The sequence below is a fragment of the Nonomuraea sp. NPDC049309 genome, from assembly GCF_043196965.1.
GTDB lineage: Bacteria > Actinomycetota > Actinomycetes > Streptosporangiales > Streptosporangiaceae > Nonomuraea > Nonomuraea fastidiosa.
In genome coordinates this window covers 1,445,127-1,469,917 of the sequence record NZ_JBICSH010000001.1, presented here as the reverse complement: position 1 = coordinate 1,469,917, position 24,791 = coordinate 1,445,127, and the positions used below count along the sequence as shown (strand labels likewise).

23 protein-coding genes are annotated in these 24,791 nt (G+C 73.4%); 13 read left to right on the top strand and 10 right to left on the bottom strand.

Annotated features, from left to right (window positions below; all coding sequences use genetic code 11):
* The 4 genes from ACGFIM_RS06775 to ACGFIM_RS06760 form a co-directional block, all read right to left on the bottom strand.
* Nucleotides 1–996, bottom strand: coding sequence for a hypothetical protein (locus ACGFIM_RS06775; protein ID WP_393195763.1), 996 nt, complete (start codon nucleotides 994–996; stop codon nucleotides 1–3).
* Complete coding sequence (locus ACGFIM_RS06770; protein WP_393195760.1) at nucleotides 993–1,475, bottom strand: SigE family RNA polymerase sigma factor; 483 nt, start codon at nucleotides 1,473–1,475, stop codon at nucleotides 993–995. Before ACGFIM_RS06770 ends, ACGFIM_RS06775 begins: the two co-directional genes overlap by 4 nt.
* A gap of 115 nt (nucleotides 1,476–1,590) precedes the next feature.
* Nucleotides 1,591–2,547 carry an adenylate/guanylate cyclase domain-containing protein gene (locus ACGFIM_RS06765; protein ID WP_393199645.1) on the bottom strand — a complete coding sequence of 319 codons (957 nt, stop codon included), beginning with the start codon at nucleotides 2,545–2,547 and terminating at the stop codon, nucleotides 1,591–1,593.
* 39 nt (nucleotides 2,548–2,586) lie between these two features.
* On the bottom strand, nucleotides 2,587–3,354 hold the full coding sequence (locus ACGFIM_RS06760) for a FadR/GntR family transcriptional regulator (protein WP_393195757.1): 768 nt from the start codon (nucleotides 3,352–3,354) through the stop codon (nucleotides 2,587–2,589).
* 88 nt (nucleotides 3,355–3,442) lie between these two features.
* Between ACGFIM_RS06760 and ACGFIM_RS06755 the strand changes: the two genes are divergently transcribed.
* From ACGFIM_RS06755 to ACGFIM_RS06720, 8 genes are all read left to right on the top strand, one after another.
* Nucleotides 3,443–4,945: an ABC transporter substrate-binding protein gene (locus ACGFIM_RS06755; RefSeq protein ID WP_393195754.1), complete on the top strand. Its 1,503-nt coding sequence runs from the start codon at nucleotides 3,443–3,445 to the stop codon at nucleotides 4,943–4,945.
* The gene (locus ACGFIM_RS06750; RefSeq protein WP_393195751.1) at nucleotides 4,942–5,880 is read left to right on the top strand and encodes an ABC transporter permease; all 939 of its coding nucleotides are present in this window, start codon (nucleotides 4,942–4,944) and stop codon (nucleotides 5,878–5,880) included. Before ACGFIM_RS06755 ends, ACGFIM_RS06750 begins: the two co-directional genes overlap by 4 nt.
* Complete coding sequence (locus ACGFIM_RS06745; protein ID WP_393195748.1) at nucleotides 5,877–6,710, top strand: ABC transporter permease; 834 nt, start codon at nucleotides 5,877–5,879, stop codon at nucleotides 6,708–6,710. The genes ACGFIM_RS06750 and ACGFIM_RS06745 overlap by 4 nt, the downstream gene beginning before the upstream one ends.
* Nucleotides 6,697–7,680, top strand: coding sequence for an ABC transporter ATP-binding protein (locus tag ACGFIM_RS06740; protein ID WP_393195745.1), 984 nt, complete (start codon nucleotides 6,697–6,699; stop codon nucleotides 7,678–7,680). Before ACGFIM_RS06745 ends, ACGFIM_RS06740 begins: the two co-directional genes overlap by 14 nt.
* A gap of 13 nt (nucleotides 7,681–7,693) precedes the next feature.
* Nucleotides 7,694–8,485, top strand: a complete 792-nt coding sequence (locus ACGFIM_RS06735) for an ATP-binding cassette domain-containing protein (RefSeq protein WP_393195742.1) — start codon at nucleotides 7,694–7,696, stop codon at nucleotides 8,483–8,485.
* The gene (locus ACGFIM_RS06730; protein WP_393195739.1) at nucleotides 8,476–9,660 is read left to right on the top strand and encodes a M20 family metallopeptidase; all 1,185 of its coding nucleotides are present in this window, start codon (nucleotides 8,476–8,478) and stop codon (nucleotides 9,658–9,660) included. Before ACGFIM_RS06735 ends, ACGFIM_RS06730 begins: the two co-directional genes overlap by 10 nt.
* The gene (locus ACGFIM_RS06725) at nucleotides 9,660–10,664 is read left to right on the top strand and encodes a P1 family peptidase (protein ID WP_393195736.1); all 1,005 of its coding nucleotides are present in this window, start codon (nucleotides 9,660–9,662) and stop codon (nucleotides 10,662–10,664) included. The genes ACGFIM_RS06730 and ACGFIM_RS06725 overlap by 1 nt, the downstream gene beginning before the upstream one ends.
* A gap of 304 nt (nucleotides 10,665–10,968) precedes the next feature.
* Nucleotides 10,969–12,387, top strand: a complete 1,419-nt coding sequence (locus ACGFIM_RS06720) for an aldehyde dehydrogenase family protein (RefSeq protein WP_393195733.1) — start codon at nucleotides 10,969–10,971, stop codon at nucleotides 12,385–12,387.
* 475 nt (nucleotides 12,388–12,862) lie between these two features.
* On the opposite strand, the gene ACGFIM_RS06715 is transcribed toward ACGFIM_RS06720, so the two are convergent.
* From ACGFIM_RS06715 to ACGFIM_RS06700, 4 genes are all read right to left on the bottom strand, one after another.
* Nucleotides 12,863–13,624: an SDR family NAD(P)-dependent oxidoreductase gene (locus tag ACGFIM_RS06715; protein ID WP_393195730.1), complete on the bottom strand. Its 762-nt coding sequence runs from the start codon at nucleotides 13,622–13,624 to the stop codon at nucleotides 12,863–12,865.
* On the bottom strand, nucleotides 13,621–14,211 hold the full coding sequence (locus ACGFIM_RS06710) for a hypothetical protein (RefSeq protein ID WP_393195727.1): 591 nt from the start codon (nucleotides 14,209–14,211) through the stop codon (nucleotides 13,621–13,623). The genes ACGFIM_RS06715 and ACGFIM_RS06710 overlap by 4 nt, the downstream gene beginning before the upstream one ends.
* 181 nt (nucleotides 14,212–14,392) lie before the next feature.
* Nucleotides 14,393–14,587 carry a DUF1918 domain-containing protein gene (locus ACGFIM_RS06705; protein WP_393195725.1) on the bottom strand — a complete coding sequence of 65 codons (195 nt, stop codon included), beginning with the start codon at nucleotides 14,585–14,587 and terminating at the stop codon, nucleotides 14,393–14,395.
* Nucleotides 14,588–14,702: 115 nt separating this feature from the next.
* The gene (locus ACGFIM_RS06700; RefSeq protein WP_393195722.1) at nucleotides 14,703–15,407 is read right to left on the bottom strand and encodes a TetR/AcrR family transcriptional regulator; all 705 of its coding nucleotides are present in this window, start codon (nucleotides 15,405–15,407) and stop codon (nucleotides 14,703–14,705) included.
* A gap of 69 nt (nucleotides 15,408–15,476) precedes the next feature.
* Between ACGFIM_RS06700 and ACGFIM_RS06695 the strand changes: the two genes are divergently transcribed.
* From ACGFIM_RS06695 to ACGFIM_RS06685, 3 genes are all read left to right on the top strand, one after another.
* Nucleotides 15,477–16,448 carry an NAD(P)-dependent alcohol dehydrogenase gene (locus tag ACGFIM_RS06695; RefSeq protein ID WP_393195719.1) on the top strand — a complete coding sequence of 324 codons (972 nt, stop codon included), beginning with the start codon at nucleotides 15,477–15,479 and terminating at the stop codon, nucleotides 16,446–16,448.
* Nucleotides 16,449–16,607: 159 nt separating this feature from the next.
* Nucleotides 16,608–20,735: a hypothetical protein gene (locus ACGFIM_RS06690; protein ID WP_393195716.1), complete on the top strand. Its 4,128-nt coding sequence runs from the start codon at nucleotides 16,608–16,610 to the stop codon at nucleotides 20,733–20,735.
* Nucleotides 20,736–20,813: 78 nt separating this feature from the next.
* Nucleotides 20,814–21,272 carry a pyridoxamine 5'-phosphate oxidase family protein gene (locus ACGFIM_RS06685; protein ID WP_393195713.1) on the top strand — a complete coding sequence of 153 codons (459 nt, stop codon included), beginning with the start codon at nucleotides 20,814–20,816 and terminating at the stop codon, nucleotides 21,270–21,272.
* A 10-nt stretch (nucleotides 21,273–21,282) separates the two neighbouring features.
* Here ACGFIM_RS06685 and ACGFIM_RS06680 read toward each other — a convergent pair whose 3' ends face one another.
* Nucleotides 21,283–22,446 (bottom strand): methyltransferase domain-containing protein, encoded by a 1,164-nt coding sequence (locus tag ACGFIM_RS06680; protein ID WP_393195710.1) that lies wholly within the window; start codon nucleotides 22,444–22,446, stop codon nucleotides 21,283–21,285.
* A gap of 119 nt (nucleotides 22,447–22,565) precedes the next feature.
* Here ACGFIM_RS06680 and ACGFIM_RS06675 point away from each other — a divergent pair, with 119 nt between their 5' ends.
* Nucleotides 22,566–22,853 carry a HesB/IscA family protein gene (locus ACGFIM_RS06675; RefSeq protein WP_393195707.1) on the top strand — a complete coding sequence of 96 codons (288 nt, stop codon included), beginning with the start codon at nucleotides 22,566–22,568 and terminating at the stop codon, nucleotides 22,851–22,853.
* 45 nt (nucleotides 22,854–22,898) lie between these two features.
* On the opposite strand, the gene ACGFIM_RS06670 is transcribed toward ACGFIM_RS06675, so the two are convergent.
* Complete coding sequence (locus tag ACGFIM_RS06670; RefSeq protein ID WP_393195704.1) at nucleotides 22,899–23,879, bottom strand: acetylxylan esterase; 981 nt, start codon at nucleotides 23,877–23,879, stop codon at nucleotides 22,899–22,901.
* 115 nt (nucleotides 23,880–23,994) lie between these two features.
* Here ACGFIM_RS06670 and ACGFIM_RS06665 point away from each other — a divergent pair, with 115 nt between their 5' ends.
* Nucleotides 23,995–24,267, top strand: coding sequence for a hypothetical protein (locus ACGFIM_RS06665; RefSeq protein ID WP_393195701.1), 273 nt, complete (start codon nucleotides 23,995–23,997; stop codon nucleotides 24,265–24,267).
* The last annotated feature ends 524 nt before the right edge of the window (nucleotides 24,268–24,791 follow it).

The window sequence follows — 24,791 nt, the reverse complement described above, 5'->3', positions numbered from 1 at the left end:
CTACCGGCGGTAGAGTCCCACCGCCCACGACACCGGCCGGTTGGTGCCGGCCCCCCACAGCCCCACCAGCACCCGGACCTTCACCTTCTGGCCCTTGCGCACGGTGAACGCGTCCCCGCCCAGCGGGCGTACGCCGCACCCGGTGAGGGCGCGCGATTCGGCGCCGTCGATCCAGTACTTGAACCACAGCCGGTCGCCCAGGTCGCCCGAGCAGTCGCGCTCGATGGTGTAGCGGCCGGGAGCGGTGAGCGTGGTCTCGTAGGACCCGTCGTCCGGCCATGTGCCGGTGAACCCCTTGATCCGCGTCGCGCCGTCGAGACGGCCGGGCAGGGTGACGGGGCGCGGCTTGACGGGGCGCGCAGGCGGCGTCCAGTCGTAGACCGCCACCCTCCAGCGGCCCGCGCGGGGCTGCTCCGGCGTGCACGGCCCGTTCTCCGTCCTGATCACGCAGGCGGGACCCGTCGTGTCGAACGTGACCTGCACCTCTCCGGCACCCGCGGGCACCTCCAGGGGGCGCAGCCGCATGCCGGCGCCTTCGCAGGCGATCCCGGGCGACTCCGCCCGCCGCCCGTTCACGTACACCTCGGGCGCGATCGCGGCCGCGTCCGTGCCGCACATGACGGCCGCCTCCAGCGGGCGCCCGGTGTTGGTGACCGTGATCGTCGTCTTCTCGCCCCGCGCGTCCACCGTGGCCTCCTCCAGCCGCCGGTACGCGGTGCCGTCGGGCGAGACGTAGTACGCGGGCAGCTCCGCCCCGCCGCCGATCCCCGGCACGGCCGCCGCGTCGGGCGCGCCCGGGTGCAGCGCGCCCGTGACGGTCACCGAGGCGAGCACGGTGACCACGGTCGCGGCCCCCGCCAGCGCCACCGTGGCCGCCGTCCGCCGCCTCCTGACCCGCCGCACCCGCGCGCGGACCTGCTCGATGCGGTACGGGTTCGCCGGCGCGGGACCATCCGCCCGCTCGCGCAGGACGTCACGCAGCTCTCGCACGCTCATCGGTACGCCTCCCTCATGATCGACTCGTCCACGCGCAGCTTGGCCAGCGCCTTGGCGGTCTGGCTCTTGACCGTGCCCTCGCCGCAGCCCAGCAGCCGGGCCACCGCGCTCACCGGCAGGTCCTCGTAGAAGCGCAGCACGATCACCGCGCGCTGCCTGGCGGGCAGGCGCCCCACCGCCCGCCAGACCTCCTCGCGCTCGCCGTCGCCCCGGTCCTCGACGGGCCGCTCGGGCAGGGCGTCGCTGGGCAGTTCCCTGCGCCAGCGCCGCCGCCACCAGGACGTGTACGTGGTCACCAGGACCCTGCGCACGTACGCCTCGGGCTCGTCGATGTCCGGCCAGGCGAACCACGCCTTGGCCAGTGACTCCTGCAGCAGGTCCTCCGCGACGCCCCAGTCCCTGGTCAGCAGGTACGCGGTGCGTAACAGCCGATCCGTGCGCGTCGCCACGAATTCATCGAATATCGCCCTGTCCGCCACCTTTGTGCGCCTTCCGTCGCCCTTGCCGGTCGCCGGTACAGACGCATCGTCCGCCGCGCCGCGTTGCCCGGGTTGCACGGACGGCTGCGGACGGCTGCGGACGGCTGCGGACGGCTCAGGTGGATTCGGCGCGGAGCACCGTGTACGGGGCCAGCTCGCCGAGCCCGCGCACCGACAGCCGGTTCACCTCGCGCAGCCGGAACGCGCGATCGCCCTCCAGCTCCTCGGCGAGCTGCGGGTCGGCGAGGATGCTGCCGGGCAGCGCCAGCGCGGTCAGCCTGCTGGCGAGGTTGACGGTCGTGCCGAACACGTCGCCCATGCGCCAGATGACCGGCCCCGAGGCGAGGCCCACCCGCAGCTCGGGCATGTCCCGGCCGCGCGCGTGCGTCTCCACGAGCTTCAGCGCGATCTCGGCCGCCACGTGCGCCTTCTCGGAGACGAACAGCACCGAGTCGCCCAGCGTCTTGACCACCCGGCCGCCGGTGGAGGTCACGATGTCGGCCGAGCGCCCCTCGAACCTGTCGATGAGCCTGGCCAGCTCGGCGGCGGTGATCTGCCGGCTCAGCCGGGTGAAGGCCACCAGGTCGGCGAAGCCCACGGACAGGCGTACGGCGCTCATGTCCTGCTCGGCTATGCGGCCCGCGGCGGCGGCGAGCTGGCGCTGCCAGGCGTAGACGAGCAGGCGGGCGAGGTCGGGCACCACCCGCTCGGCCCGCCGCCGCCACGCCTTGGGCCGCTCGGCGAGCGGCACGCCGGCCCGGTCCAGCGCCTCCGCGCCCAGCTCGGCCTGCGACTCGGCGAGCCGCGCCGTGGCCTGGCCGAGCGCGCGGGCCGTCAGCAGCACGTGCTCCTCGTCGTAGATGCCGGAGGTGACCATGCCCAGCAGCGTCTTGAGCGCCTCGACGTCGGAATCGGTGAACTCGATCGCGTCGTCGGGCACGTTGGGGAACCCGAGGGCACGCCAGAAGCGCCGCGCGCGATAGACCGGCACGCCCGCCATCTCGGCGACCTGGTGACTGGTGTATCGGCGCGGCTCGCGTAGAAAAGCCTCAGTCAACCGATCCCGGTCCACGCGCGCCACCTGGGCAAGATAACACCCTTGTGGGCCAGATCACTCCAGCAGTGCTCGCAGGGCACTTGTCTCGCTTTCCTTTACATAAGGTGCGTAGTAGTCGTACATCGCCCTGCGTGACAGGCGGGCCGCCAGCGGGCCGTCGCCGGCCCTGATCGCCTCGATGACCTCTTCGTGGTGCCGGATGCTGCGCCGCATCAGCGCCTGCCGGTCGTCGGCGGCGTCGATGCGGGCGGAGATCTGCCGCAGCACGATCTGGCGTACGACGTCGGTGCAGATCTGGATGAGCTTGTTGCCGCTCGCCGCGACCACCGCGTCGTGGAAGGCCACGTCGGCCCGGCCGAACGCCTCGGTGTCGGCCGTGCCGGGCTCCGTGCCCGCCGCCGCGCGCATCGCCTCCACCGCCTTGTTCATCTCGGCGAGCTGCTCATCGGTGCGCAGCCGCGCGGCCAGCAGGATCGCCGCGGAGTCGAGCACCATCCTGAACTGCACCAGCTCGCCCAGCGACAGCTGCTCCACGCGGGCCAGCGTGGTCATCGACTTGTGCAGCGCGGCCGGCGAGAACGGCAGCACCTCCGCGCCGTGGGGGTCGCCGGGCCGCGAGCGCACCAGCCCGCGGGCCTGCAGCACGCGCAGCGCCTCGCGTACGGTGGAGCGGCCCACCGCGAGCTGCACCATCAGCTCGCGCTCGCTGGGCAGCCGCTCGCCCGGGGACAGGGCGCCGCTCTCGATCGCCTCTTCGATCTGCTCGACGACCCGCTCGTAGGCGCGCACCGCGCGTACGGGCTCAAAGCGCGGACCACCCATGTAAGCCCCCTTGACCCGAGCCGTCGTCAACTGGCAATGTGCGTAGCCTACTGGTCAGACCAGTGCACTAGCCAGGAGGCTGTAAGACATGAGGCGAATCGGGATCTGGCTCGCCGCGGGCGGCCTCCTGCTGGCCACCGCCGCGTGCGGCGGCGGCGGTAGCGGTGGCGGCGGCGGTGACACAGGAGGCTCCAAGGCGCAATCGCTGTCGGTCGGGTTCGTGGCCGAGCCGGCCAACCTCGACTTCACCTCCACCGAGGGCGCCGCCATCCCGCAGGCGCTGCTCGTGAACGTCTACGAGGGACTGGTCAAGCTCGACCAGGACGGCAAGATCGTGCCGCTGCTCGCCGAGAAGTGGGACATCTCGGACGACCGTAAGACCTACACCTTCACCCTCCGCAAGGGCGTGAAGTTCTCCAGCGGCGCGCCGTTCACCGCCGACGACGTCGTCTTCTCGCTCGACCGCGTCAAGACCGACTGGAAGCTCAAGATCAAGTCGCAGCTCGACGTGATCGACGACGTGGAGAAGAAGGACGACGGCACCGCCGTCGTCACGCTCAAGCGGCCGAGCAACGGCTTCCTCTACGCCATGGCCACCAGGCTCGGCGCGATGTTCAGCCGCACCGGCGTGGACGACCTGGCCAACAAGCCCGTCGGCACCGGCCCGTACGTGCTCGGCGACTGGCGGCGCGGCGACTCCATCAGGCTCGACGCCAACCCCTCCTACTGGGGCGCCAAGCCGGCGCTGTCGTCGATCACCTTGAAGTACTTCAAGGACGCCACGGCGATGAACAACGCGCTGCTGACCGGCGGCATCGACGTCATCTCCAGCGTGCAGGCGCCCGAGTCGCTGCAGCAGTTCGCCGACCCCAACAGGTTCGAGACCGTCGAGGGCACCACCAACGGCGAGGTCGTGCTGTCGATGAACAACGGCCGGCCGCCGTTCGACGACAAGAAGGTCCGGCAGGCCGTCCGGTACGCCATCGACCACAAGGCGCTGCTCGACACCGCCTGGGCCGGGCGCGGCCAGCTCATCGGCTCGATGGTGCCGCCCACCGACCCCTGGTACGAGGACCGCACCGGCGACTACCCGTACGACCCGGCCAAGGCCAAGCAGCTGCTGGGCGGCAAGACGTACAACGTCAAGATGCGCATCCCCAACCTGCCGTACGCGGTCAGCAGCGCGCAGGTCGTCAAGTCGCAGCTCGCCCAGGTCGGCATCAACGCCGAGATCGAGCCGCTGGAGTTCCCCGCCCGCTGGCTCGACCAGGTGTTCACCAAGGGCGACTACGACCTGTCGATCATCAACCACGTCGAACCCCGCGACATGGGCATATTTGCCGATAAGTCGTACTACTTCCGGTACGACAACCCCGAGTTCGGCAAGCTGCTCGCCTCCGCCGACGAGGGCACCGAGCAGGAGCAGATCGACGACCTCAAGAAGGCCGCCAAGCTGCTGTCCGACGACGCCGCGGCGGACTTCCTCTTCCTCTTCCCCAACCTGATCGTGGCGAAGAAGGGCGTCACCGGGCTGCCGAAGAACGCCATCTCCGAGTCCTTCGACTTCACCGCACTCTCCCGGCAACAGTGACGCTCTACCTGCTCAAACGCCTGGCGGTGCTCATCGCGAGCACCGCCGCGGCCGCCGTGGTGGTCTTCGCGTTCATGGCGCTGCTGCCCGGCGACCCCGCCGAGATCGCGCTCGGCGTCAACGCCACCCCCGAGGCGGTCGCCGAGCTGCGCCGCCAGTACGGCACCGACCGCCCGCCGCTCACCCAGTTCCTCGACTGGGCGGGCGGCCTGCTCCACGGCGACTTCGGCGTCTCGTACGTGACCAGCTCGCCCATCGGCCCGCAGATCTCCGACCGGCTCGGCGTCACCGCCGTGCTCGTGCTCGGCGGCATGGTCGTGGCGCTGGTGCTGGCGGTGCCCGCCGGCACGTTCGCCGCCGTGCACCACCGCAACCCGCTCGGCGCCGCCATCAGCGCCTTCAGCCAGGTCGGCATCGCCGTCCCCGCGTTCCTCGCCGGCATCCTGCTGGTGTTCGTCTTCGCGGTGAAGGCGCAGGCGCTGCCGTCCGGCGGCTACGTGCCGATCTCGGAGAGCCCGGGGGAGTGGCTGCGCGGCCTGCTGCTGCCGTGGCTGTCGCTCGGCCTCGTCCAGGGCGCCGTGCTCACCCGGTACGTGCGCAGCGCCGTGCTCGACGTCATGCGCGAGGACTACCTGCGCACCGCCAGGGCCAAGGGCCGCGGCGCCACCGGCGCGCTGTGGCGGCACGGCCTGCGCAACGCCTCCATCCCCGTCGTCACCGTGCTCGGCCTGCAGCTGGCCACGCTGCTCATCGGCGCGGTCGTCGTCGAACGCGTCTTCGTCATCCCCGGGCTCGGCGACCTGCTGCTCAACGGCGTCGCCGGGCGCGACCTGCTGCTCGTCCAAGGCGTGGTGATGGTGCTGGTGGCCGCCGTACTGCTGATCAACTTCGTGGTGGACGTCGCCTACCACCTGCTCGATCCGAGGCTGCGATGAGAGGCAGGCTGAACGCCGGGCTCCTGGTCGGCGGCACGCTCGTCGGGCTCGTCACGCTCGCCGCGCTGGTGTCGTTCTTCTGGACCCCGCACGACCCGACCCTCGTCGACGCCGCGCAGAAGCTGCGCGAGCCCGGCGGCGGCTACCTGCTCGGCGCCGACAAGTTCGGCCGCGACACCTTCAGCCAGCTCATGGTGGGCGCCCGCACCACCCTGTACGTCGGCATCGTCGCGGTCGGCATCGCCGCCGCGCTCGGCATCCCGCTCGGCATGATCGCCGGGATGACGCCGCGCGGCTGGCTGTCGGAGCTCATCATGCGGGTCAACGACCTCGTCTTCGCCTTCCCCGCGCTGCTGCTCGCCGTCATGCTGGGCGCCGTCTACGGCCCCGGCACGCTCACCGCGATGATCGCGATCGGTGTGGCCACGGTCCCGGCGTTCGCCCGGGTCGCCCGCGCCGCCACGCTCCAGGTCATGGTGACCGACTACGTGCTCGCCGCCAGGGCCGCCGGCCGCCGCCGGTCCGCCATCGCGCTGCGCCACGTGCTGCCCAACATCGGCTCCGTGCTCATCGTGCAGGCGTCGGTGTCGTTCGCCATCGCGATCCTCGCCGAGGCGGCGCTGTCGTTCCTCGGCTTCGGCACCCGGCCGCCCACCCCGTCGTGGGGACGCATGCTGCAGGAGTCGCAGGAGCTGCTGTTCTCCACCCCGCGCCTGGCCCTGTGGCCCGGCCTCGCCATCGCACTCGCCGTGCTCGGCTTCAACCTGCTCGGCGACGGCCTGCGCGACTTCCTCGACCCCAAGCTCAGGAGGATCCGTGCTGAGCGTTGACGGACTCACCGTCCGCGCCGGCGACGTCGAGCTCGTCCACGACGTGTCGTTCGGCATCGCGCCCGGCGAACGGGTCGGGCTGATCGGCGAGTCCGGGTCGGGCAAGTCGCTGACCGCGCTGTCCCTCATGGGCCTGCTGCCCGAGGGCGTCACCGCCACCGGCCGGGCGCGGCTCGGCGAGCACGACCTGGTGGGCGTGCCGGAGAGCCGGCTCAAGCGGCTGCGCGGGCGCGAGCTGTCCATGGTCTTCCAGGAGCCCATGACCGCGCTCAACCCGCTCATGCGGATCGGCGCCCAGGTCGCCGAGGTCATGACGCTGCACGGCCGGCCCCGCGACGAGGCCCGCGCGCGGGCGGTCGAGCTGCTGGACCGGGTGCGTCTGCCCGAGCCCGCCCAGATCGCCCGCTCGTACCCGCACCAGCTCTCCGGCGGCCAGCGCCAGCGCGTCATGCTCGCCATCGCCCTGGCCAACGACCCCTCGCTGCTCATCTGCGACGAGCCCACCACCGCGCTCGACGTCACCGTGCAGAAGCAGATGCTGGAGCTGATCGCCGAGGTCGCGCCCGCCCTGCTGTTCATCACCCACGACCTCGCCGTCGTCGCCTCCGTCTGCGAGCGCGTCATCGTCATGTACGGCGGCCGCATCGTCGAGTCCGGCCCGCTGCGCGAGGTCTTCTCCCGGCCCCGCCACCGCTACACGCAGGGCCTGCTGGCCGCCTCCAAGCTCACCCCGCGCGGCACCCGCCTGCCCACCATCGCGGGCAGCGTCCCGCCCGCCGGGCGCTTCCCCGCCGGCTGCGTGTTCCGTAACCGCTGCCCGCACGCCACCCCCCAGTGCGAGACGGCGCCGGACCTCACGGGCGACGGCCACGCGTACGCGTGCTGGCACCCCGCAGAAGAGAACCCCGCCCAAGAGCACCCCGCAGAAGAGCACGCAGCAGACCCCGCAGCAGACCGTGCGGACCACTGACGGGAGAAGCGACATGCCAGGCACCCCGCTGATCGAGGTCACCGGCCTCACCCGCGTCTACCGCCGCCCCCGCACCTCGCTGACCAAGCCGGGCGCGGAGGTGCGCGCGCTGCGCGACGTCTCCCTGACCGTGCACCGCGGCGAGCGCTTCGGCATCGTCGGCGAGTCCGGCTCGGGCAAGTCGACCCTGCTGCGCCTGCTGTGCGGGCTCGACCGGCCCACCTCGGGCAGCATCCGCTTCGACGGGCGGGAGATCACCGGACTGCCCGAGCGCAGGCTGCGCTTCCTGCGCGAGAACCTCCAGATCGTCTTCCAGGACCCGCTCAGTTCGCTCGACCCGCGCATGCGCGTCCGGGACCTCATCGCCGAGCCGCTCGTCGCGCTCGGCCTCCCCGTGGACGGCCGGGTCACCGAGCTGCTGGAGGCCGTCGGGCTGCCCGCCGACGCCGCCGAGCGCTACCCGCACCAGTTCTCCGGCGGGCAGCGCCAGCGCATCGCCATCGCCCGCGCGCTCGCGCCCAGACCCGCGGTGCTGGTCGCCGACGAGCCGGTCAGCGCGCTGGACGTCTCCGTGCGCGGGCAGATACTCAACCTGCTCACCGACCTCGCCGACGAGCTGGGGCTCACGCTCGTGTTCGTCTCGCACGACCTGTCGGTGGTGCGGCACGTGTGCGAGACCGTGGCGGTCATGCGGCAGGGAGAGATCGTCGAGACCGGGCCCGTGGACGACGTCTGGGCCGCGCCCGCCCACCCGTACACGCGGGCGCTGCTGGAGGCCGTACCGACGCTGGAGGGATGGACATGATCGAGGTCGACGCCGACGGAGTGGTGGAGTTCACGCAGGCGCTGGTACGCATCCCCAGCACCAACGACCCGGCGAAGGGCCGCTCCGAGCAGCCCGCCGCGGACCTGGTCGCGGCCAAGATGCGCGAGTGGGGCTGGGACCCCGTCGTGTACGAGGCCGCGCCGGGACGCCCCAACGTGGTCGCCGTGGTCGAGGGCGGCGGAGGGCCCGGCCCGACGCTGATGTTCGAGGGGCACACCGACGTCGTCACCGAAGGCGACCTGTCGTCCTGGACCGTCGACCCGTTCGGCGGCGAGATCCGCGACGGCAAGCTGTGGGGCAGGGGCAGCGCCGACATGAAATCCGGCCTGGCCGCCACCCTCTACGCCACCCGCGCGCTGCAGCTCGCTGGACCGTTCCCCGGCCGGATCAAGGTGTGCGCGCTGGCCGACGAGGAGGGCCTGATGATCGGCGCGCACCACTTCGTCTCCGAGGGCCTCGCCGCGGACGTGGACGGCGCCATCGTCGCCGAGCCCGAGGCGGGCGAGATCTGCGCCGTCGCCAAGGGCGCGCTGCGGCTGCGCGTCGACCTCACCGGCAAGATGGCGCACGGCGCGATGCCGCAGCACGGCCGCAACCCCATCCAGGCCGCCGGGCCGCTGCTCGTCGGGCTGCGCGCGCTCCAGGACGAGCTGCAGGCCCGCCACCCCGCCCACGAGCACCTCGGCGAGGTGTACGTCACCCCGACCGTGCTCCAGGCGGGTTCGCAGGAGCAGGTCAACGTCATCCCCGCGGTCGCCTCGATCTTCGTGGACGTGCGCACCATCCCCGGCGTCGAGCACAAGGACATCGCCGACCGGGTCGCCGCCCTCGCCGCTCACGACGGGATCACCGCCGAGGTGAGCGTGCTGGTGGACCGGCCGCCGGTGGACGTGCCGGTGACCGACCCCGTGGTCGCCGCGCTCGCCGCCGCCCACCGCACGGTGACCGGCGAGGAGCCCGTCTACGGCGGCGTGCCGGGCAGCACCGACGGCACCGTGCTCACCCACTGGGGCGGCATCCCGTCCGTCGTGTACGGCCCCGGCGGCAAGTGGATCGCCCACCAGGCCGACGAGTACGTCGAGATCGACGACATCGTGCGCTGCACCCGCGTCTTCGCCGAGGCCGCCAGGCGCTTCCTCACCGGGGACCACTGATGCGGCCGGGACCGGCCAACTGCCTGTCCGACGTGGCCGGGCTGCGCGTCGGCCACCACCAGCGCACCGATGCCGGCCACCGCACCGGCACCACCGTCGTCCTGTGCTCCGGCGCGGGCGCGGTGGCCGGCGTCGACGTGCGCGGCGCCGCGCCCGGCACCAGGGAGACCGAGCTGCTCGACCCGCGCAACCTGGTCGAGCGGGTGCACGCCGTGGTGCTCACCGGCGGCAGCGCGTACGGGCTGGCGGCGGCGTGCGGCGTGGTGGACCGGCTGGCCGACGCCGGGATCGGCTACCCGGTGGCGGGCGGCGTGGTGCCGATCGTGCCCGCCGCCGTCATCTTCGACCTCGGTCGCGGCGGCTCCTTCCGCGCCACCCCCGATCCGTCCTTCGGCGCGGCCGCCTACGACGTGGCGACGGCCGGGGGCGTCCCCGGCCAGGGCAGCGTGGGCGCGGGCACCGGGGCCGTGGCGGGCGGGCTGGCCGGCGGCGTGGGCACGGCGAGCGCCGTGCTCGGCGACGGCACGACCGTGGCCGCGCTGAGCGTGGTCAACGCGGCCGGCTCCGTGCTCGACCCCCTCGACGGCACGCTCGCCGGGGTCCGCTACGGCCTGCCCGGAGAGTTCGGCCACCTCCAGGTCCCCGACCCGGCCGAGGTGGCCGCCTGGACGCCCGTGCGCGCACCGTCGTTCAACACGACGATCGGCGTCGTCGCCACCGACCGCACGCTCACCAAGGCCCAGTGCGGCAAGCTGGCCGCGGTCGCCCACGACGGCCTGGCCAGGGCCATCAGGCCGGCCCACACCATGACCGACGGCGACACCGTCTTCGGCCTGGCCACCTGCGCCGCCCCGGCTCCCGGTCACGACGCCTTCCAGGACATGCTCGCGGCGGCGGCCGACGCCTTCAGCCGCGCCGTCGCGCACGCCGTCCTGGCCGCCACCGGCCGCGACGGCGCGCCCGCCTACCTCGACGTGTTCCCGAGCGCGAGGCGGCCGGCGTGAGCGATGCCGCGCCCGCGCTCGGCACCTGTCCCCGCGACGCGCCGCGCGCGCTCGGCACCTGTCCCCGTGGTGCGGCGGGTGCGCTTGACGCTCGCCCCGGTGGTGCGGCGGGTGCGCTTGACGCTCGTCCCCGTGGTGCGGTGCCCGCGCCTGACGCCTGTCCCCGTGGTGCGGGGCGCGCGTCCGCGCTCGGCACGGTCCCGGGCGCCGCCGCGCCTGCGCCCGGCGTGCCCCTGAGCGTCCCTCCACGCTCGCGGGGACGCCACCTGAGTCTCAACGTTGTTCCAAGCCTGAGGAGGCGGTCATGAAGCAGGAGTGGCCCGGCGGGCTGCCCATCGGCGGCGGCTGGGTGGAGACCGCGGACACCAGCGGCGTCATCTTCCCCTACGACGGCTCCACGGTGGCGGACGCCCCGCTCGGCACGCCCGAGCTGGCCGCGCGCGCCCTGGACGCCGCGCTGGAGGCCGCCCCGCGGATGGCGGCGCTGCCCTCGCACGCCCGCCGCGCCGCGCTGACCGGCGCCCGCGACGCCCTGCGCGCGCGGCGCGCCGACTTCGAGCGGCTGCTGGTGCTGGAGACCGGCAAGCCGCTGGTGGACTGCCGGGTGGAGGTGGACAGGACGCTCGTGACGCTGGAGACCGCCGCAGAGGAGGTCGCCAGGCTGCACGGCGAGACCGTGCCGCTCGACCTGCTGCCGTCCGGCGAGGGCCTGGTCGGGTTCTGGACGCGCCGCCCCATCGGCGTCGTCGTCGGCATCACCGGCTTCAACTATCCGCTGCTGCTGGCCGCCCACAAGATCGCCCCGGCGGTCGCCGCGGGCTGCCCCGTGATCGTCAAGCCGGCCCCCGCCACCCCGCTCGCCACGCTCTGGCTGGTGCACCTGCTCAGGGAGGCGGGCCTGCCCCCGGCCGGCGTGCAGCTCGTCACCGGCGACGTGGAGGTGGGCAGGCGGCTGGTGGAGGACCGGAGGATCGGCGCGGTCTCCTTCACCGGCTCGGCCGCCGCGGGCCACGCCATCGCCCGCTCCGCCGCCCCCACCAAGGTGCTGCTCGAACTCGGCTCGAACGCGGCGCTCGTCGTGGCCGGCGACGCCGACATCGAGGCCGCCGCCGACGCGGTCGTCAGAGGCGGCTACTACGCCTCAGGGCAGGCCTGCATCTCCGTGCAGCGGGTGCTGGTCGAGGAGAGCGTGGCCGAGCCGTTCACGGCGCTGCTCGCCGAGAAGGTCAAGGACGTCGCCGTCGGCGACCCGCGCCTGCCCGAGACCCGCGTCGCGCCGCTCATCGACCCCGCCGCCACCGACCGCGTCCTCGACTGGATCGCCGGCTCCGGAGCCGAGGTGGTCACCGGCGGGCACCGCGAAGGGCGGGCCATCGCGCCGACCGTGCTGTCCGGGGTGCCGGACGGCGCCGCCGCCTGGGAGGAGGAGATCTTCGGGCCCGTCGTGTGCGTGCGGCCCGTGCCCTCGCTGGAGGCCGCGTTCGACGCCGTCAACGCCTCGCGGTACGGCCTGCACGCCGCCGTCTTCACCCGCTCCCTGGCCACGGCGTTCGCCGCCATCGACCGCATCGAGGCCGGGGGAGTGGTGGTCAACGAGGTGCCGGGGTTCCGTGCGGACAACATGCCGTACGGGGGCGTCAAGGACTCCGGCGCCGGGCGCGAGGGACCGAGGTTCGCCATCGAGGAGCTGACCGTCACCCGCATGGCCATCATCCGCCCGTAACCGCCCCGGCGGGGCTTTCCGGGCCGGGAAGCCCCGCCCCCGGCCCGGGGTCCGCCCGCGGCGCAGTCCCGCCCGGCCCGAGCCGGGGGACCGGCCCGGTCCCCGGCCCGGTCCCCCGTCGGCGGCCCGACGCGACGGCGCTCCGACCCCGACCACGGCCCGACTGCGAGTGCGGCCTGACTGCGAGTGCGGCCTGACCGCGCCTGGGGCGCTGGAGAAGCGCGCCCGGCCTCCTGGCGTTCGAGGGTGGGTGCCCGGGCTTCCTCCCCCATCGGGGGTGGGGAAGCCGGTCGTGGGTGGGATGCCCGGTCGAGGGCGGGGACGCCCGGCCTCCGCACCGGTCGAGGCCGGGGAGGCCGGGTGAGGCGGGGAAGCCGAGCGAGGGCGGGGTGGCCCGGCCTCCGCGCCGGTCGAGGCCGGGGAGGCCGGGTGAGGCGGGGAGGCCGGGTGAGGGCGGGGTGGCCCGGGGGAGGGGTCAGTTGGGCGGGTCGAAGCGGCCGTCCACGGCGGTCCAGCCGCCGTCCACGTACAGGACGGAGCCCGTCACGAAGCTGGCCGCGTCGCCGGCGAGGTACACCACCGCGCCCGCCAGCTCCTCGGGCGCGGCCCAGCGGCCGAGCGCGCTCTTGGCGGCGTACGCGTCGTACCAGGCGGGGTTGTCCTTGATCTGCCGGGTCAGCGGGGTCTCCACGACGCCGGGCGCGATGGCGTTGACCCGCACGCCGCTCGGCCCGAACTCGGCGGCCGCCGTCCGCAGCAGCTGCACCAGGCCGGCCTTGGTGGCCGAGTAGACGCCCTGGCCCGGCTCGGTGACGGAGGCGCGGATGGAGGCGAAGCCGATGATCGATCCGCGTCCCCGCTCGACCATGCCGGCTCCGAAGGCGCGTACGACGTCGAAGGAGGCGCGCAGGTTGAGGTTCACCACGCGGTCGAACTCCTCGCCCGAGTAGTCGAGCAGCCGCTTGCGCACGTTCGTGGCCGCGGTGAACACCAGCACGTCCGCCGGCTCCTCGGCGGCGAGCGCCCGCACCGCCTCGCCGTCGAGCACGTCGAGCAGACGGGCGCTGCCGCCGCACCCTTCCGCGGTCTCGGTGGCGGTGGCGAGGTCGCGGTCGGCGCAGATCACGTGAGCGCCGTGGGCGGACAGCGCCAGCGCCGCCTCCCTGCCGATCCCGCTTCCGGCGCCGATCACTACGGCCCGCCGCCCGTCCAGGCGGAACAACGTGTCATATTTCATACGAGGCACCTTAGCCGCCCGCCGATGCGCCCAAAGGGGCAGGTGAAGCGGGTGACGCTCAGCACCCGGTCAGCTCCCGCGACAGCGCCCGCAGCCTGGCCCGCGCGTCGGGATCGTGGGCCTGCTCCAGCGCCCGAGCGGGCCGCAGCCCGTCGAAGAACCGCCCGGACACCCCCTCCAGCTCCGGGGTCCAGCTCCGGGTCCGTGACGAGCCGCGAGGTGGCCTCCACGCCCTCGCGCAGCTCGCTCAGCGGCGCCGCGGTCACCATCTTGGTCGGCATGTACGTGGCCGGGTGCAGCGCGTTGGCCGTCACCCCGGTGCCCGCCGGCTCCTCGGCCAGATCGACGGTGAACACCGGCTTGCTCTGCGTGTAGGCCCGGCGGCCGCTGTAGCCCTTGAGCAGCATCACGTCGTCGAAATCGATGGGGGACTGGCCGAGGCTGCTGACGTTGACGATCCTGGACGGCGCCGCCGCCTTCAGCACCGGCAGCGGCAGCCGGGTCAGCAGGTATCCGGACAGGTAGTCGACCGCGAACCGCAGTTCGTGGCCGTCGGCGCTCTCCTGCCGCGCCGGGCCGCCGGGCACCCGAAGGCCCCGCGCGCCCAGGGGCTCGCGCGACGCGCTCCACGGGCTCGCGTGGCTCTCACCTGTCAGGGGCCCGCTGCGGCCCGCCGCCGGAGCGGGCGGCGGGACCGCGCGATGCCCTCCTCAGAAGCTCCCCAGGAGCCTGCTGACGGCCTCCTGGGGCCTTCGCCGGCCTCCCCGGTCAGTCCTGCCTCTGGGCCGGGACGATGACGGCGTCGGGCCCGGGGAAGACGAACTGCTCGTGGCCGTCGGGGAAGCGCACGACGTACGGTGGCGCGCCCTCCGGCCCCCGGACCTCGATGATCTCGCCCTCCCTGTCGCCCTGGCCGACGACATTGCCGTGGATGATCAGCTTGTCACCGGTCTTCGCATGCATGGTGGGCTCCTCTCAGCCGAACACTCTCGTCAACGTTGAGGTGCCTACTTCCACCTATTTCCACCTTGCAACATGCCGGCCGCCCAGCAAAGCGGTGGAACCCGTGGCGCGGCCGTCAGGTTTGTGGGGCGAGAGCGTGCACGAGCCGCAGCGGCGCGGGCGGCGGCAGCGGCACGGCGCGCTCAGCTGCCTTGTTGTCAGCGGCGTTGTCCTCGGCCGCGTTCCCGGCGGGGCTGCCGGCACGGAAGGCCTGCAGCATGTACGCCACCAGCCGCCGCGACGCGACCGCCGCCGACTCGCCCGCCATCGCGGCGACCCCGCCGTTGGCCTGCATCAGCACGACCAGGTCTGCGATGGCGAAGTCGGCGCGCAGCCGCCCGGCGGCCTTGGCCCTGCGCACGACCTCGGCCAGCCCCTGCTCGGCCCGCCGCCGCATGCGCTCGAAGTCGATCGCCTCGGGGAAGGCGGTCATGAACGCGGCGGTGAACCCCTTGTCGGCCACCTGCATCGCGCACACCTTCTCCACCAGCGTCTGGAACGCGTGCCACGGGTCGGGGTCGGCCAGCGCCTCGTCCACCGCTCCCGCGCACTCGGCGACCTGGTCGGAGAAGACCGCGGTCACCAGCGACTCGCGCGAGGGGAAGCGCCGGTAGAGCGTGGCGACGCCCACGCCGGCCCGCCGCGCGATGGCCGCCATCGGCACGTCGAGACCGCGCGCCGCGAACGCCTCCCTGGCCGCGTCGAGTATCCGATCGCGATTGTGCCGCGCGTCGGCCCGCAGCTCCCGGCGATCGGCGATGTGAGAGCGATGACCAGGCATGTCTCTCAGATTAGCGTAAGTGGAGGGCGCCATCCGTTTAGCTGTCGGAGACACCCGAAGCGAAAGGGAATGAGCACAGTGAACGAGATGCGCGCGGTCCTGTTCGACCGGTACGGCCCGCCCGACGTGCTGTACGTCGGCACGCTCCCCAAGCCGGTCCCCGGCCCCGGCGAGGTGCTGGTGCGCGTGCACGCGGGCAGCGTCAACGGTGGTGACCTGCACGGCAGGGCGGGCGAGGTGCGGCTGGTGACGGACGTGAACCCGCGCGGCTGGCCGAAGCCGATGGGTCTCGACTTCGCCGGCGAGGTCGCCGAGGTGGGCCCCGGCGCCACCGGCCCGAAGGCGGGCGACCGGGTGTGGGGCGTGCTCGGCAGGACGTTCGGCAGCTTCGCCGAGTACGTCGTCGTACGCCCCCGGGCCATCGCGTTGACGCCGTCCGGGCTCGGCCACGTGGAGGCGGCGGCCCTGCCCGTGGGCACGGTGGCGATCACCGCGCTGCGCGACAAGGGCGGGCTGCGCCCCGGCGAGCGGCTGCTCGTCCGCGGCGCCGCCGGCGGCGTGGGGCACATCGCCGTACAGCTCGGCAGGGCGTACGGCGCGCACGTCACCGCGCTCACGGGGGCGGGCACGCTGGACTTCGTCCGCGGCCTCGGTGCGCACGAGGCGTTCGACTACGCGGCCACGGACCCGTCCGAGCTGGGCCGCTTCGACGTGGTCTTCGACACCGTCGGCACCGATCAGCGGGTCTTCCACCGCCTGCTCGCGCCGGGCGGGCGCATGGTGACGATCGCGTTCGACCTGCGCCGCCCCGTCTCCTCGCTGGCCTACATCGCCGCGTCGGCCCGCCGCGGGCGCTCCCGCGTGCGCTTCTTCAGCGGCAAGCCCTCGCATCGGCTGCTCGCCGACCTGGCCCGCCACGTCGAGAAGGGCGAGCTGCGGCCGGCCGTGGACCGGGTGTTCCCGCTCGACGAGGTGGCCGCAGCGCACCGGGCGCTGGAGGCGGGCGGCGTACGCGGCAAGATCGTCGTACACGTGTCGTGAAACCCTCCTGAAGCCCGCTACCTGCGGCGAAACCCGACCGTTCCCGAAAAATTGGAGCCCCATGTCCGGGGGCGTTTGACTCCCTGTGAGGAAATGTGGTCATCTCGTGACCATTGTTTCTGAAGGGATGAACCGAGACCAGGTCGGGGGAAACGCTCAATGCCGCACGCCCTCCTGCGCGTGCTCGTTTCGACGGCGATCGCGGGCACGGCCCTGACGGCCGTACCGCCGGCGGCCCAGGCGGGAACCTGGACGCCGGCCCAGGCCGGACCGCGGACCCCGGCGCAGGTGCGGGCCAAGCCCGCGGCGGTGCGCATCGCGCCCGTACCGGCCGTGGAGGAGCCGCCGCCCGCCGTCGTCACCGTCTCGCGCCGGCCCTCGCTCGCCCTGCGGCCGATGGGGGAGCGGCGGGTGGGTCCCGGCGCGCCCGTGGTGACCACGCCCGCGGGCTCCGGCCTGGTGAACCAGATCACCTCGGGCGCCGCCGCCGTGCAGGAGCGGCTGGGGTACGGCAGGGGCGCGCCGGAGGCGGGGAACGTGCTGCCGGACACTTCGAAGGCCCGCCCGCTCGGGCTGGCCAAGGTGACCGAGCGGACGGGCAAGGCGGTCGGCGACCTCGGCAAGACGCTCGGCAAGGTCACCTCGAAGGTGCTGCCGAAGACCACCACGTCGCTGCCGGACCCGGCGGCCAAGACGGTCTCCGGGGTGACGTACCGGCTGTGCGTGGAGAGCGCCCAGGTGCCGGTGTCCTGCTCGGCCCGCCGTCCCGTGGCCGTCCCCATGTACGCCGACGTCACCGGCGACGACAAGCCCGACCTGGTCGCCGACCTGGTGCCCGCGACCGAGCCGGGCAAGGGCGTGGCCGGCGTGACGTTCACCGTCAAGCGGCTCGGCGGGCAGAACCTCAAGGCGCAGGTCTGGGCCGAGTACGACGGCAAGGTCTCGGTCGGCTTCGACGGCCTGCGCCGCGGCTCCTCGCTGTCGGCATCCGACCGGGGCACGTTCACCGTGGACCTGGCGGGCAGGCGGGTCAAGGCCGTCGTGCGGCGCAAGGAGCCGGGAGCCTCCGCCGCCCTGGTCGCCGGGCTGAAGGGCCGCAACTCCGTCAGCCTCCGCCAGACCCCGGCCACCTCCCGGCTGACCGTGAACGCGGCGCTCGGCGAGCCCTCGCTCGACGTCGCCGCATCCGCCCCCGCCCGGCTCGAGGCGCTCGCCGTGACCGGCAGCCGCTTCACCCACGCCGTGCTCGACCGCATGGCCGCCCGCGCCCAGGTGCGCGTCTCCGGCGGCACGATCACCTTCACCAGCCCCTCCTCCGTGGGCCGGGCCGAGCTGGACGACCTCCACTACCGCAACGGCCGCCTGTCACGCGTCATCCGCGTCGGCATGGACCGGGTGCCGCCCTCCTTCACCGCCCGCTACCGCTCGGCGGACAGGAAGCAGACGCTCTCGGCCGCGACCGCCGGAGGCGGTGCCGGCCGGTCCGACATCGTCTTCTACGACCGCGGCGCCGGGCAGACCGTGATCAAGGCCCGGCTCAGCGCCGTGCCCGGCAAGGTCGGCGTGGTCAACGACATGGCCGCGCACCGCGTCACGCACAGCTCCAGCGCGCCCATCAAGGACTTCGCCGTGGTGCTGCAGCGCGGGGGCGGCGCGATCGCCACCCCGCGCGGCGACCACGTCACCATGATCAAGGACGGCGCCGCGATCGGCGTGTCCGGCAGGCTGTCGGGGCTGCGCGGCTTCGACGTCACGTACGGGGCGAAGCCGCACGCCCACCTCGACGCCGCGGCGGGCGGCGGGCCGTTCACGGGCGCGGCGAGCATCGACCGCACCCATCTGGCCCGCCTGGAGCTGTCCAGCACGCCCGCGACCGTGGACGTCACCCTCGACCCCGTCGCGCGCAAGGCCGTCTACCGGGCCGGCGGCGTGATCGGCACGATGCGGGCCGCGTACGCGAACGTCAGGTCCGGCCCCACCGTGGACGCCACCGTGCTCGGCGTGCGCGACAGCGTGGAGGCGTCATGGGCGCTCGGCGAGCGCTCGACGGTCAAGGTCGCGTCGTCGGGCAAGGTACGTTCGGTGCGGATTTATGCCAATAAAGCGCACGTGACGACGCCGTCCGGCGAGGACGTCCGCGCCGTCGTCGACGGCGTGGGCAAGCGCGCCGAGCTCGTCGCCGACACCAAGGCGCAGACCCTCACCTGGACCGCCGACGGGCCGGTGTCGAAGGTGACCGCGCTCGCCAGAGCCAAGCTCGGCGACCGCTACGCCAGGGCCGCGGCCCAGGTCACCGGCGTGCCCGCCACGTTCGACGCCTCGTGGGCCGCCGGGGCGTACCGCTTCCGCGGGCTGTCCGGCCCCGTCGGGTCGGCGGAGCTCGCCTTCACCAACCACGACCGCGCCACCTCGCCCGCAGGACCGCACCTCGCCGCCCACTACGACCAGGCGAGCGGCGACCTCGACGCCAGCGTGCGCGTGGAGAAGCTCAAGCAGGTCGAGCTCACCCCGTCGCCGCAGGGCCTCACCGCCGGCCTGGACGCCGCGGGAGGCCGCATCACCGTGGACGCCGACATCCGGCAGGGCGACGACCGCTACGGCATCCTCGGCACCGTCGGCCCCGTCCCCGGCCGCTTCTCGGTCGCCTCCGACGGCGGCAGGCTCACCTACACCGGCTCCCCGCTCGACGTGAAGGCCCGCGCCTGGCTCGGCAAGGCCGCCGCGCTCGACCGCATGCGGGCCGCGCCCGCCGTGTCCGGCGGCGTGTCGCTGGTGGACGGCGCCTGCGCCCCCGGACGCCCGGGCTGCGCGCAGGGGGCGTTCTGCGCGGCCCGGCGCGGCTGCTTCGGCCTGCAGGGCTACCTCGACGTCAGCGGCCTGCCCGAGCAGGTGACGGTGGACCTCGGCGGCAAGACGTTCGCCTTCTCCGGCTTCCGCCCCGAGAACCGCTCCCTGGACGTCTACCTCGCCAGCAGCGTGCTGTCGCCGGTGCCGGTCAAGGCCAGGGCCAAGCTGGCCGGCCTGCCCGAGAAGGTCACCGGCATGTCGCTCGGGCCGATCACGGTGTCACAGGGCGGCGCGGTGCAGGCCGCGTACAAGATCGAGCCCGCCGCCACGCTCGGCGCGCTGTCGGTGCACGCCGAGGCCGCCGGGCTGCGCGGACGGCTCGCCATCGACCCGGTGCCCGCCTCCTTCGCCTTCCAGGGCACGTACGGGGCCAAGACCCGGATCAGGGTCAGCAACTCCGCGCCCGTCAAGCACCTCAAGGCCAAGGTCACGCTGCCCGGCAAGGGCACCGGCGAGCTGCGCTTCTCCGACGTGCCCGCGGTCTTCGGCGTGGACGCCGACGCCTCGGCCGCCGGGCTGAGCGTGCCCGCCGTCACCTACAAGGCGGTCGGGAACGTCAACACGCTCGACGGGCGGCTCAGCGTCGAGGGCGGCCTGGTGGACCCGTCGGGGCGGCTCGGCGACGTCGCGCTCTCCGTGCGCGACCTGGCCGCCGACACCACGATCAGGCTCAACCCCGACCAGTCGCTCGACCTGGTCTCCAAGCCGGTGCCCACCGGGCGCATCACCGTACGCGGCGGGCTGCGCATCGACGGCATGCCCGCGCAGAAGCTCGCCGTGGACAAGGAGGTCCCGCACACCGGCGGCTTCCTCACCTACCACGTGGGCGGCAGCTTCGGGCTGCGCAAGAGCTCGGTCGAGCGGGTCACGTTCAGCATCTCCCGCATGTCGTGGCTGCGGCTGCGGCCCGGCAGGATCCCGTTCGGGCTGAAGGCGCCCGCCGCGATCGGGTACGTCGCACCCGGCTTCGAAGGCTCGTACGGCACCGTCAAGATCGCCGCGACGGGCGTGGACCTGCGGCCGGACGTCAAGCTGGACATCAAGCTGAGCCGCGAGATCGGCGCCGACGTCTTCCGCCAGTCCGTCCGCATCGGCCCCACCACCTCGCTCGCCCTGCGCCGCTACGACCAGCGCATGCGGCGCATCGGGGCCAAGCAGCAGATCAAGGCCGCCGGCATCAGCCTCGCCTGCGTGACCGTGGACGCCAAGCCGGGCTTCGCGGCCGGCGGCGGCGCCGCCAACAGGATCACGCTGCGCGGCGCCGACGGGCCCCAGATGGTGTCGCTGCTCGACCCGGGCGGTCAGGTGCCCGACTACGCGGTGGACCTGCTCACGCACTTCATGAGCCCGTTCCCGGGCGCGGAGTGGAAGGTGGCCGGGCTGGACGCCGGGTCCTGCGGGCCCGGCAAGACCGCCGGGCCCGGCGATGACGATCGCTGAGTTCTCGTCCATAATGTCGGATCAAGTCGCTGCCGCCTCCCCGCGGCCGTGACGAACGTCCGACAGGGAGAGGAACGCATGACCGCCCCACCACCGCGCAGCCCGCAGCAGCGCAAGCAGGACACCCTGCACCGGTTCGAACACGACGTGGACGCCTGGGTGGCCACCGCGAGCGCCGACGGGACGCCGTACATGGTGCCGCTGTCATTCCTCTGGGACGGCCAGTCGCTGATCGTCTCCACCACCGCCACCAGCGCCACCGGGCGCAACCTGCTCGCGGGCGGCAAGGTCCGGATCGGCATCGGGCTGGTGCGCGACGTCGTGCTCATCGACGGCACCGTACGCGCCACGCCGGCCGCTGAGCTGCCCGCCGAGGTAGGCGACGCGTTCGCGGCCAAGGCCGGGTTCGACCCGCGCAAGGAGCCCGAGTCCTACTACTACTTCCACATCACGCCGCTCCGGATCCAGGCGTGGCGCGAGGCGAACGAGCTGGCTGGCCGCACGCTGATGCGCGACGGCCGCTGGACCGTCGGCTGACGCCCGCCCCTCAGCCCCGGGACGGCAGGGCGACCGACACCGTCGTATGGCGCTTGCGGACCACGAGCGGCCCCGGGACGTCCGCACCGGCCGGATGGACGTCGATGCGCAGGCCGGTCGGCTGCGGGCGTCCCGCGTCCGTCCAGGCCCGCACGTGGGCGAGCAGCTCGCGGGCGAGCCGTTCACCGCCGGGCCCGTGGCCGCGCACGACGGCATCGCCCCACAGAGGGAGGAGCGCCACGGCGCTCGGCTCTGCGATACCCGCGCAGAAACCGTGTTCTTCGCCGAGCACCGTGCACCAGCGCGGCTCGTGCAGCGCCAGCCACATCGGCACGCCCGTGTGGTGCCCCGCGTCCCACGCGCCGTCCTGCGGCGCCTTCCTGCCGTCCAGGAGATCCCCCAGGGGAAGCTCGACGGGGGCGGAGCCGAGCGCCGCCGCCAGGTCGCCGAGCTCGCGCGGCCCGGGCAGCGAGAGCGCCACCTGCGGATCGCGGCTCACCACCTCGGTCACCTCGGTGCCCGCGAGCGACCCGCGCATCCGCATGAAACCGCACGGCAGCACCGACCGGCTCGTCCAGTGGTCGCCGTCGCGGTCCAGCGCCACCGACAGCTGCAGACCGTTGACGTCGAGCGGCACCACCATCCGCCCGCCGGGCGCGAGCTGCTCCATCCAGGCGGGCGCGAGGTCCCAGGCGCCCACGGTGGCGATCAGCCGGTCGTACGGCGCCCGCTCGGGATGGCCCTCGGCTCCGTCCCTGCACACCACCTCGACCTGCGGCAGCCCGGCCTCGTCCAGATGGGCGCGCGCCTCGTCCGCGACGTCCGCGTCGATGTCGAGACAGACCACCAGGCCGCCGGGCGCCGCGAGGCGGGCCAGCAGCGCCGCGTTGTAGCCGGTGCCCGCCCCGATCTCCAGCACCCGGTGCCCCGGCCGCACGTCGAGCTGGTCGAGCATGGCGGCCATGATCGCAGGCTGCGACGAGGAGCTGGTCGGCCGGCCCGCGTCGTCGCGCCGGGTGACGATCGGCTCGTCGCGGTAGGCCTCGTCCGGCGGAACGCCGGGCACGAAGAGATGGCGCGGCACCGCGCGCATGGCCGCCGCGACCCGCTCGCTCACCCCCTGCTGCTCTGTGAGCTTCGCCACCATGGATTCCCGCAATCCGGTCACATCCACGCGGTCATTGTCCACCGCGACCGGAAGCCCTCGTAAAGAAAACCGGCAAAGAGGGTTGAGCGGCGATTCAGCGGGAAGGGCAGCCAATTCATGTACGTCGAACGTGAGGAGGAGCCGTAGTGCTCACCCTGACAGCCAACGCAGCCCAGGCGATCCGCGATCTCACAGCGGCGGCGCCCGAACCCTCCCAGAGCGGGATCCGCATCTCGTCCCAGGGAGAGGGCACCGGCTCGCTCACCCTGACCCTGGCCACCGCCCCCGAACCGGCGGACGCGGTGGTCGAGTCCGAAGGCGCGCGCGTCTACCTCGACCCGGTGGCCGCGACCGTGCTCGAGGACAAGTCCCTGGACGCCGGATCCGACGACCAGGGCAGCGTGTCGTTCCTGGTCACCGACAAGCCCGCCTGAGGCGGCCTCGCCGCGCCGGAGCACTCCGGCGCGGCGAGGTCCCTCTCAGCTCTCGGAGAGCAGCTTGTGCAGGTAGCGCACCTGCTCCTCCGTCTGGAAGCCGCCGCCGCCCTCGTGGTTGTTCCACGGCCAGACCGTGATCTCCTTCGGGCCCTGCCAGTGGTTGTAGGCGGCGAACACCGTCGACGGCGGGCAGATGTCGTCCATCAGCGCCACCGAGTACAGCGCCGGCACCTTGCCGCGGGCGGCGAAGTTCATCCCGTCGAAGTACGACAGCGTGCGGAACACCTGGTCGGCCGTGTCCCGCCGGGACGCGAGGAAGCGCACCAGCTCCAGGTACGGATCGCGCGGCGTGATCTCCACCGCCCGCCGGAAGTGCGACAGGAACGGCACGTCGATCAGCGCCGCCTTCACGCCCTCGTGCAGCGCCGCCGTGGCCTGCGCGATCGCGCCGCCCTGGCTGCCGCCCGACACCACGATCCGGCTCGGGTCCACCGAAGGATGCTGCGCCGCCGCGTCCACCGCCCGCACCGCGTCGGTGAACACCCGGCGGTAGTAGTAGTCCTTAGGGTCGAGGATGCCGCGCGTCATCATGCCGGGCGCCTGCGAGTTCGCGCTACCGTGCGGGTCGCCGGTGACGCCGGGGCTGTTGACGTTCGCGCCGCCATGGCCGCGCGTCTCCATCACGAACACCGCGTACCCGGCGGCCGGCCACAGCAGGTGGTCCTTCGGGAATCCGCGGCCGCCGCTGTAGCCGATGTAGTGCATCACGCACGGGATCCGGCCCTCCGTGCCGTGCGGCAGCAGGAACCAGCCGTTGATGCGGTGCCCGCCCCACCCGGCGAACGACACGTCGTAGACGTCCACGGTCGTGAAGGGCAGGTCGTACGGGACGTACTCGGCGGCCAGGTCGTGCTCCCTGGCCTCGGCGAGGGTCGCCTGCCAGAACGCGTCGAAGTCGGCGGGCTCGTCGCGGTCGGGGAGATAGGTACGGAGCTGCTCCAGGGGCAGGTCGAACAGTGGCACTGTGGTAACTCCAGCTGTGTAGAGAGGTTCCTGCTATTTCATCCCAAACCGATGGAAAGCGCTATCCTGTCTGCTTTCTCCGCTCAAGAGCCGAAATATGGGTAGGCGCGGGGCCGTGAGCGAACATGTTATCGAGGTCCCCTACTCGCACCTCCGCCCCGGTTTGATCCTCGACGCCCCCGCCGGCACTCACGACTTCCTCGTCCTCCTCGGCGACACCGAGTCCCGCGCGCAGCTCCTCAACGACGACACCGGCCGGCCGCTGCTCCGCGTGGGCGGCTACATGACGGCCGACGGGACGGTGGTGGACGAACGCGTCTGGACCGTCCGCGATCTCGTCCGCCACGGCACACGCCTCCACCTCCACCTCGGCCCCTCCATCCCCTGACCCCACCTCGGCCCCCAGCCCACCTCGGCCCCCAGCCCACCTCGGCCCCCAGCCCACCTTCCGGCGCCGGAGCCTCCAGCTCGTTTTCCGGCGCGGAGCCTCCAGCTCGCTTTCCGGGGAGGGAGCCTCCAGCCCGCCCCTGGGGCCGGAGACTGGGGAGGGAGCCTCCAGCCCGCCCCCCCGGGCCGGAGACTACAGTCCGCCCCCGCACCGCTCCCGCCCCCTTGCGGGTTCGGCGTCGCGCCCCCTTCTCCGCCGCCGTCTCACGCTCGGTGCCGCGCTGCTTGCCCATCGCCCCTCTTCCGGCCTGCGGCCGCTCCAGCCGGCAGTGCGCTGCCTTCGGGCCACCCCGCCCTCTCGTGCTCGGGTGTCGTGCTGCTCGGTGCAGGGTCCGGTTTGTGGCGTGTGGTGGCTCCTGGTGGGCGGTGTGCTGCCTTTCGGCTGCGTCGCCTCTCGCGCTTGGTGTCGTGCTGCTCACTCGTCGGCTCTCTTCCGGTGTGCGGCTTTGGTGCGCGGCGGCTCCT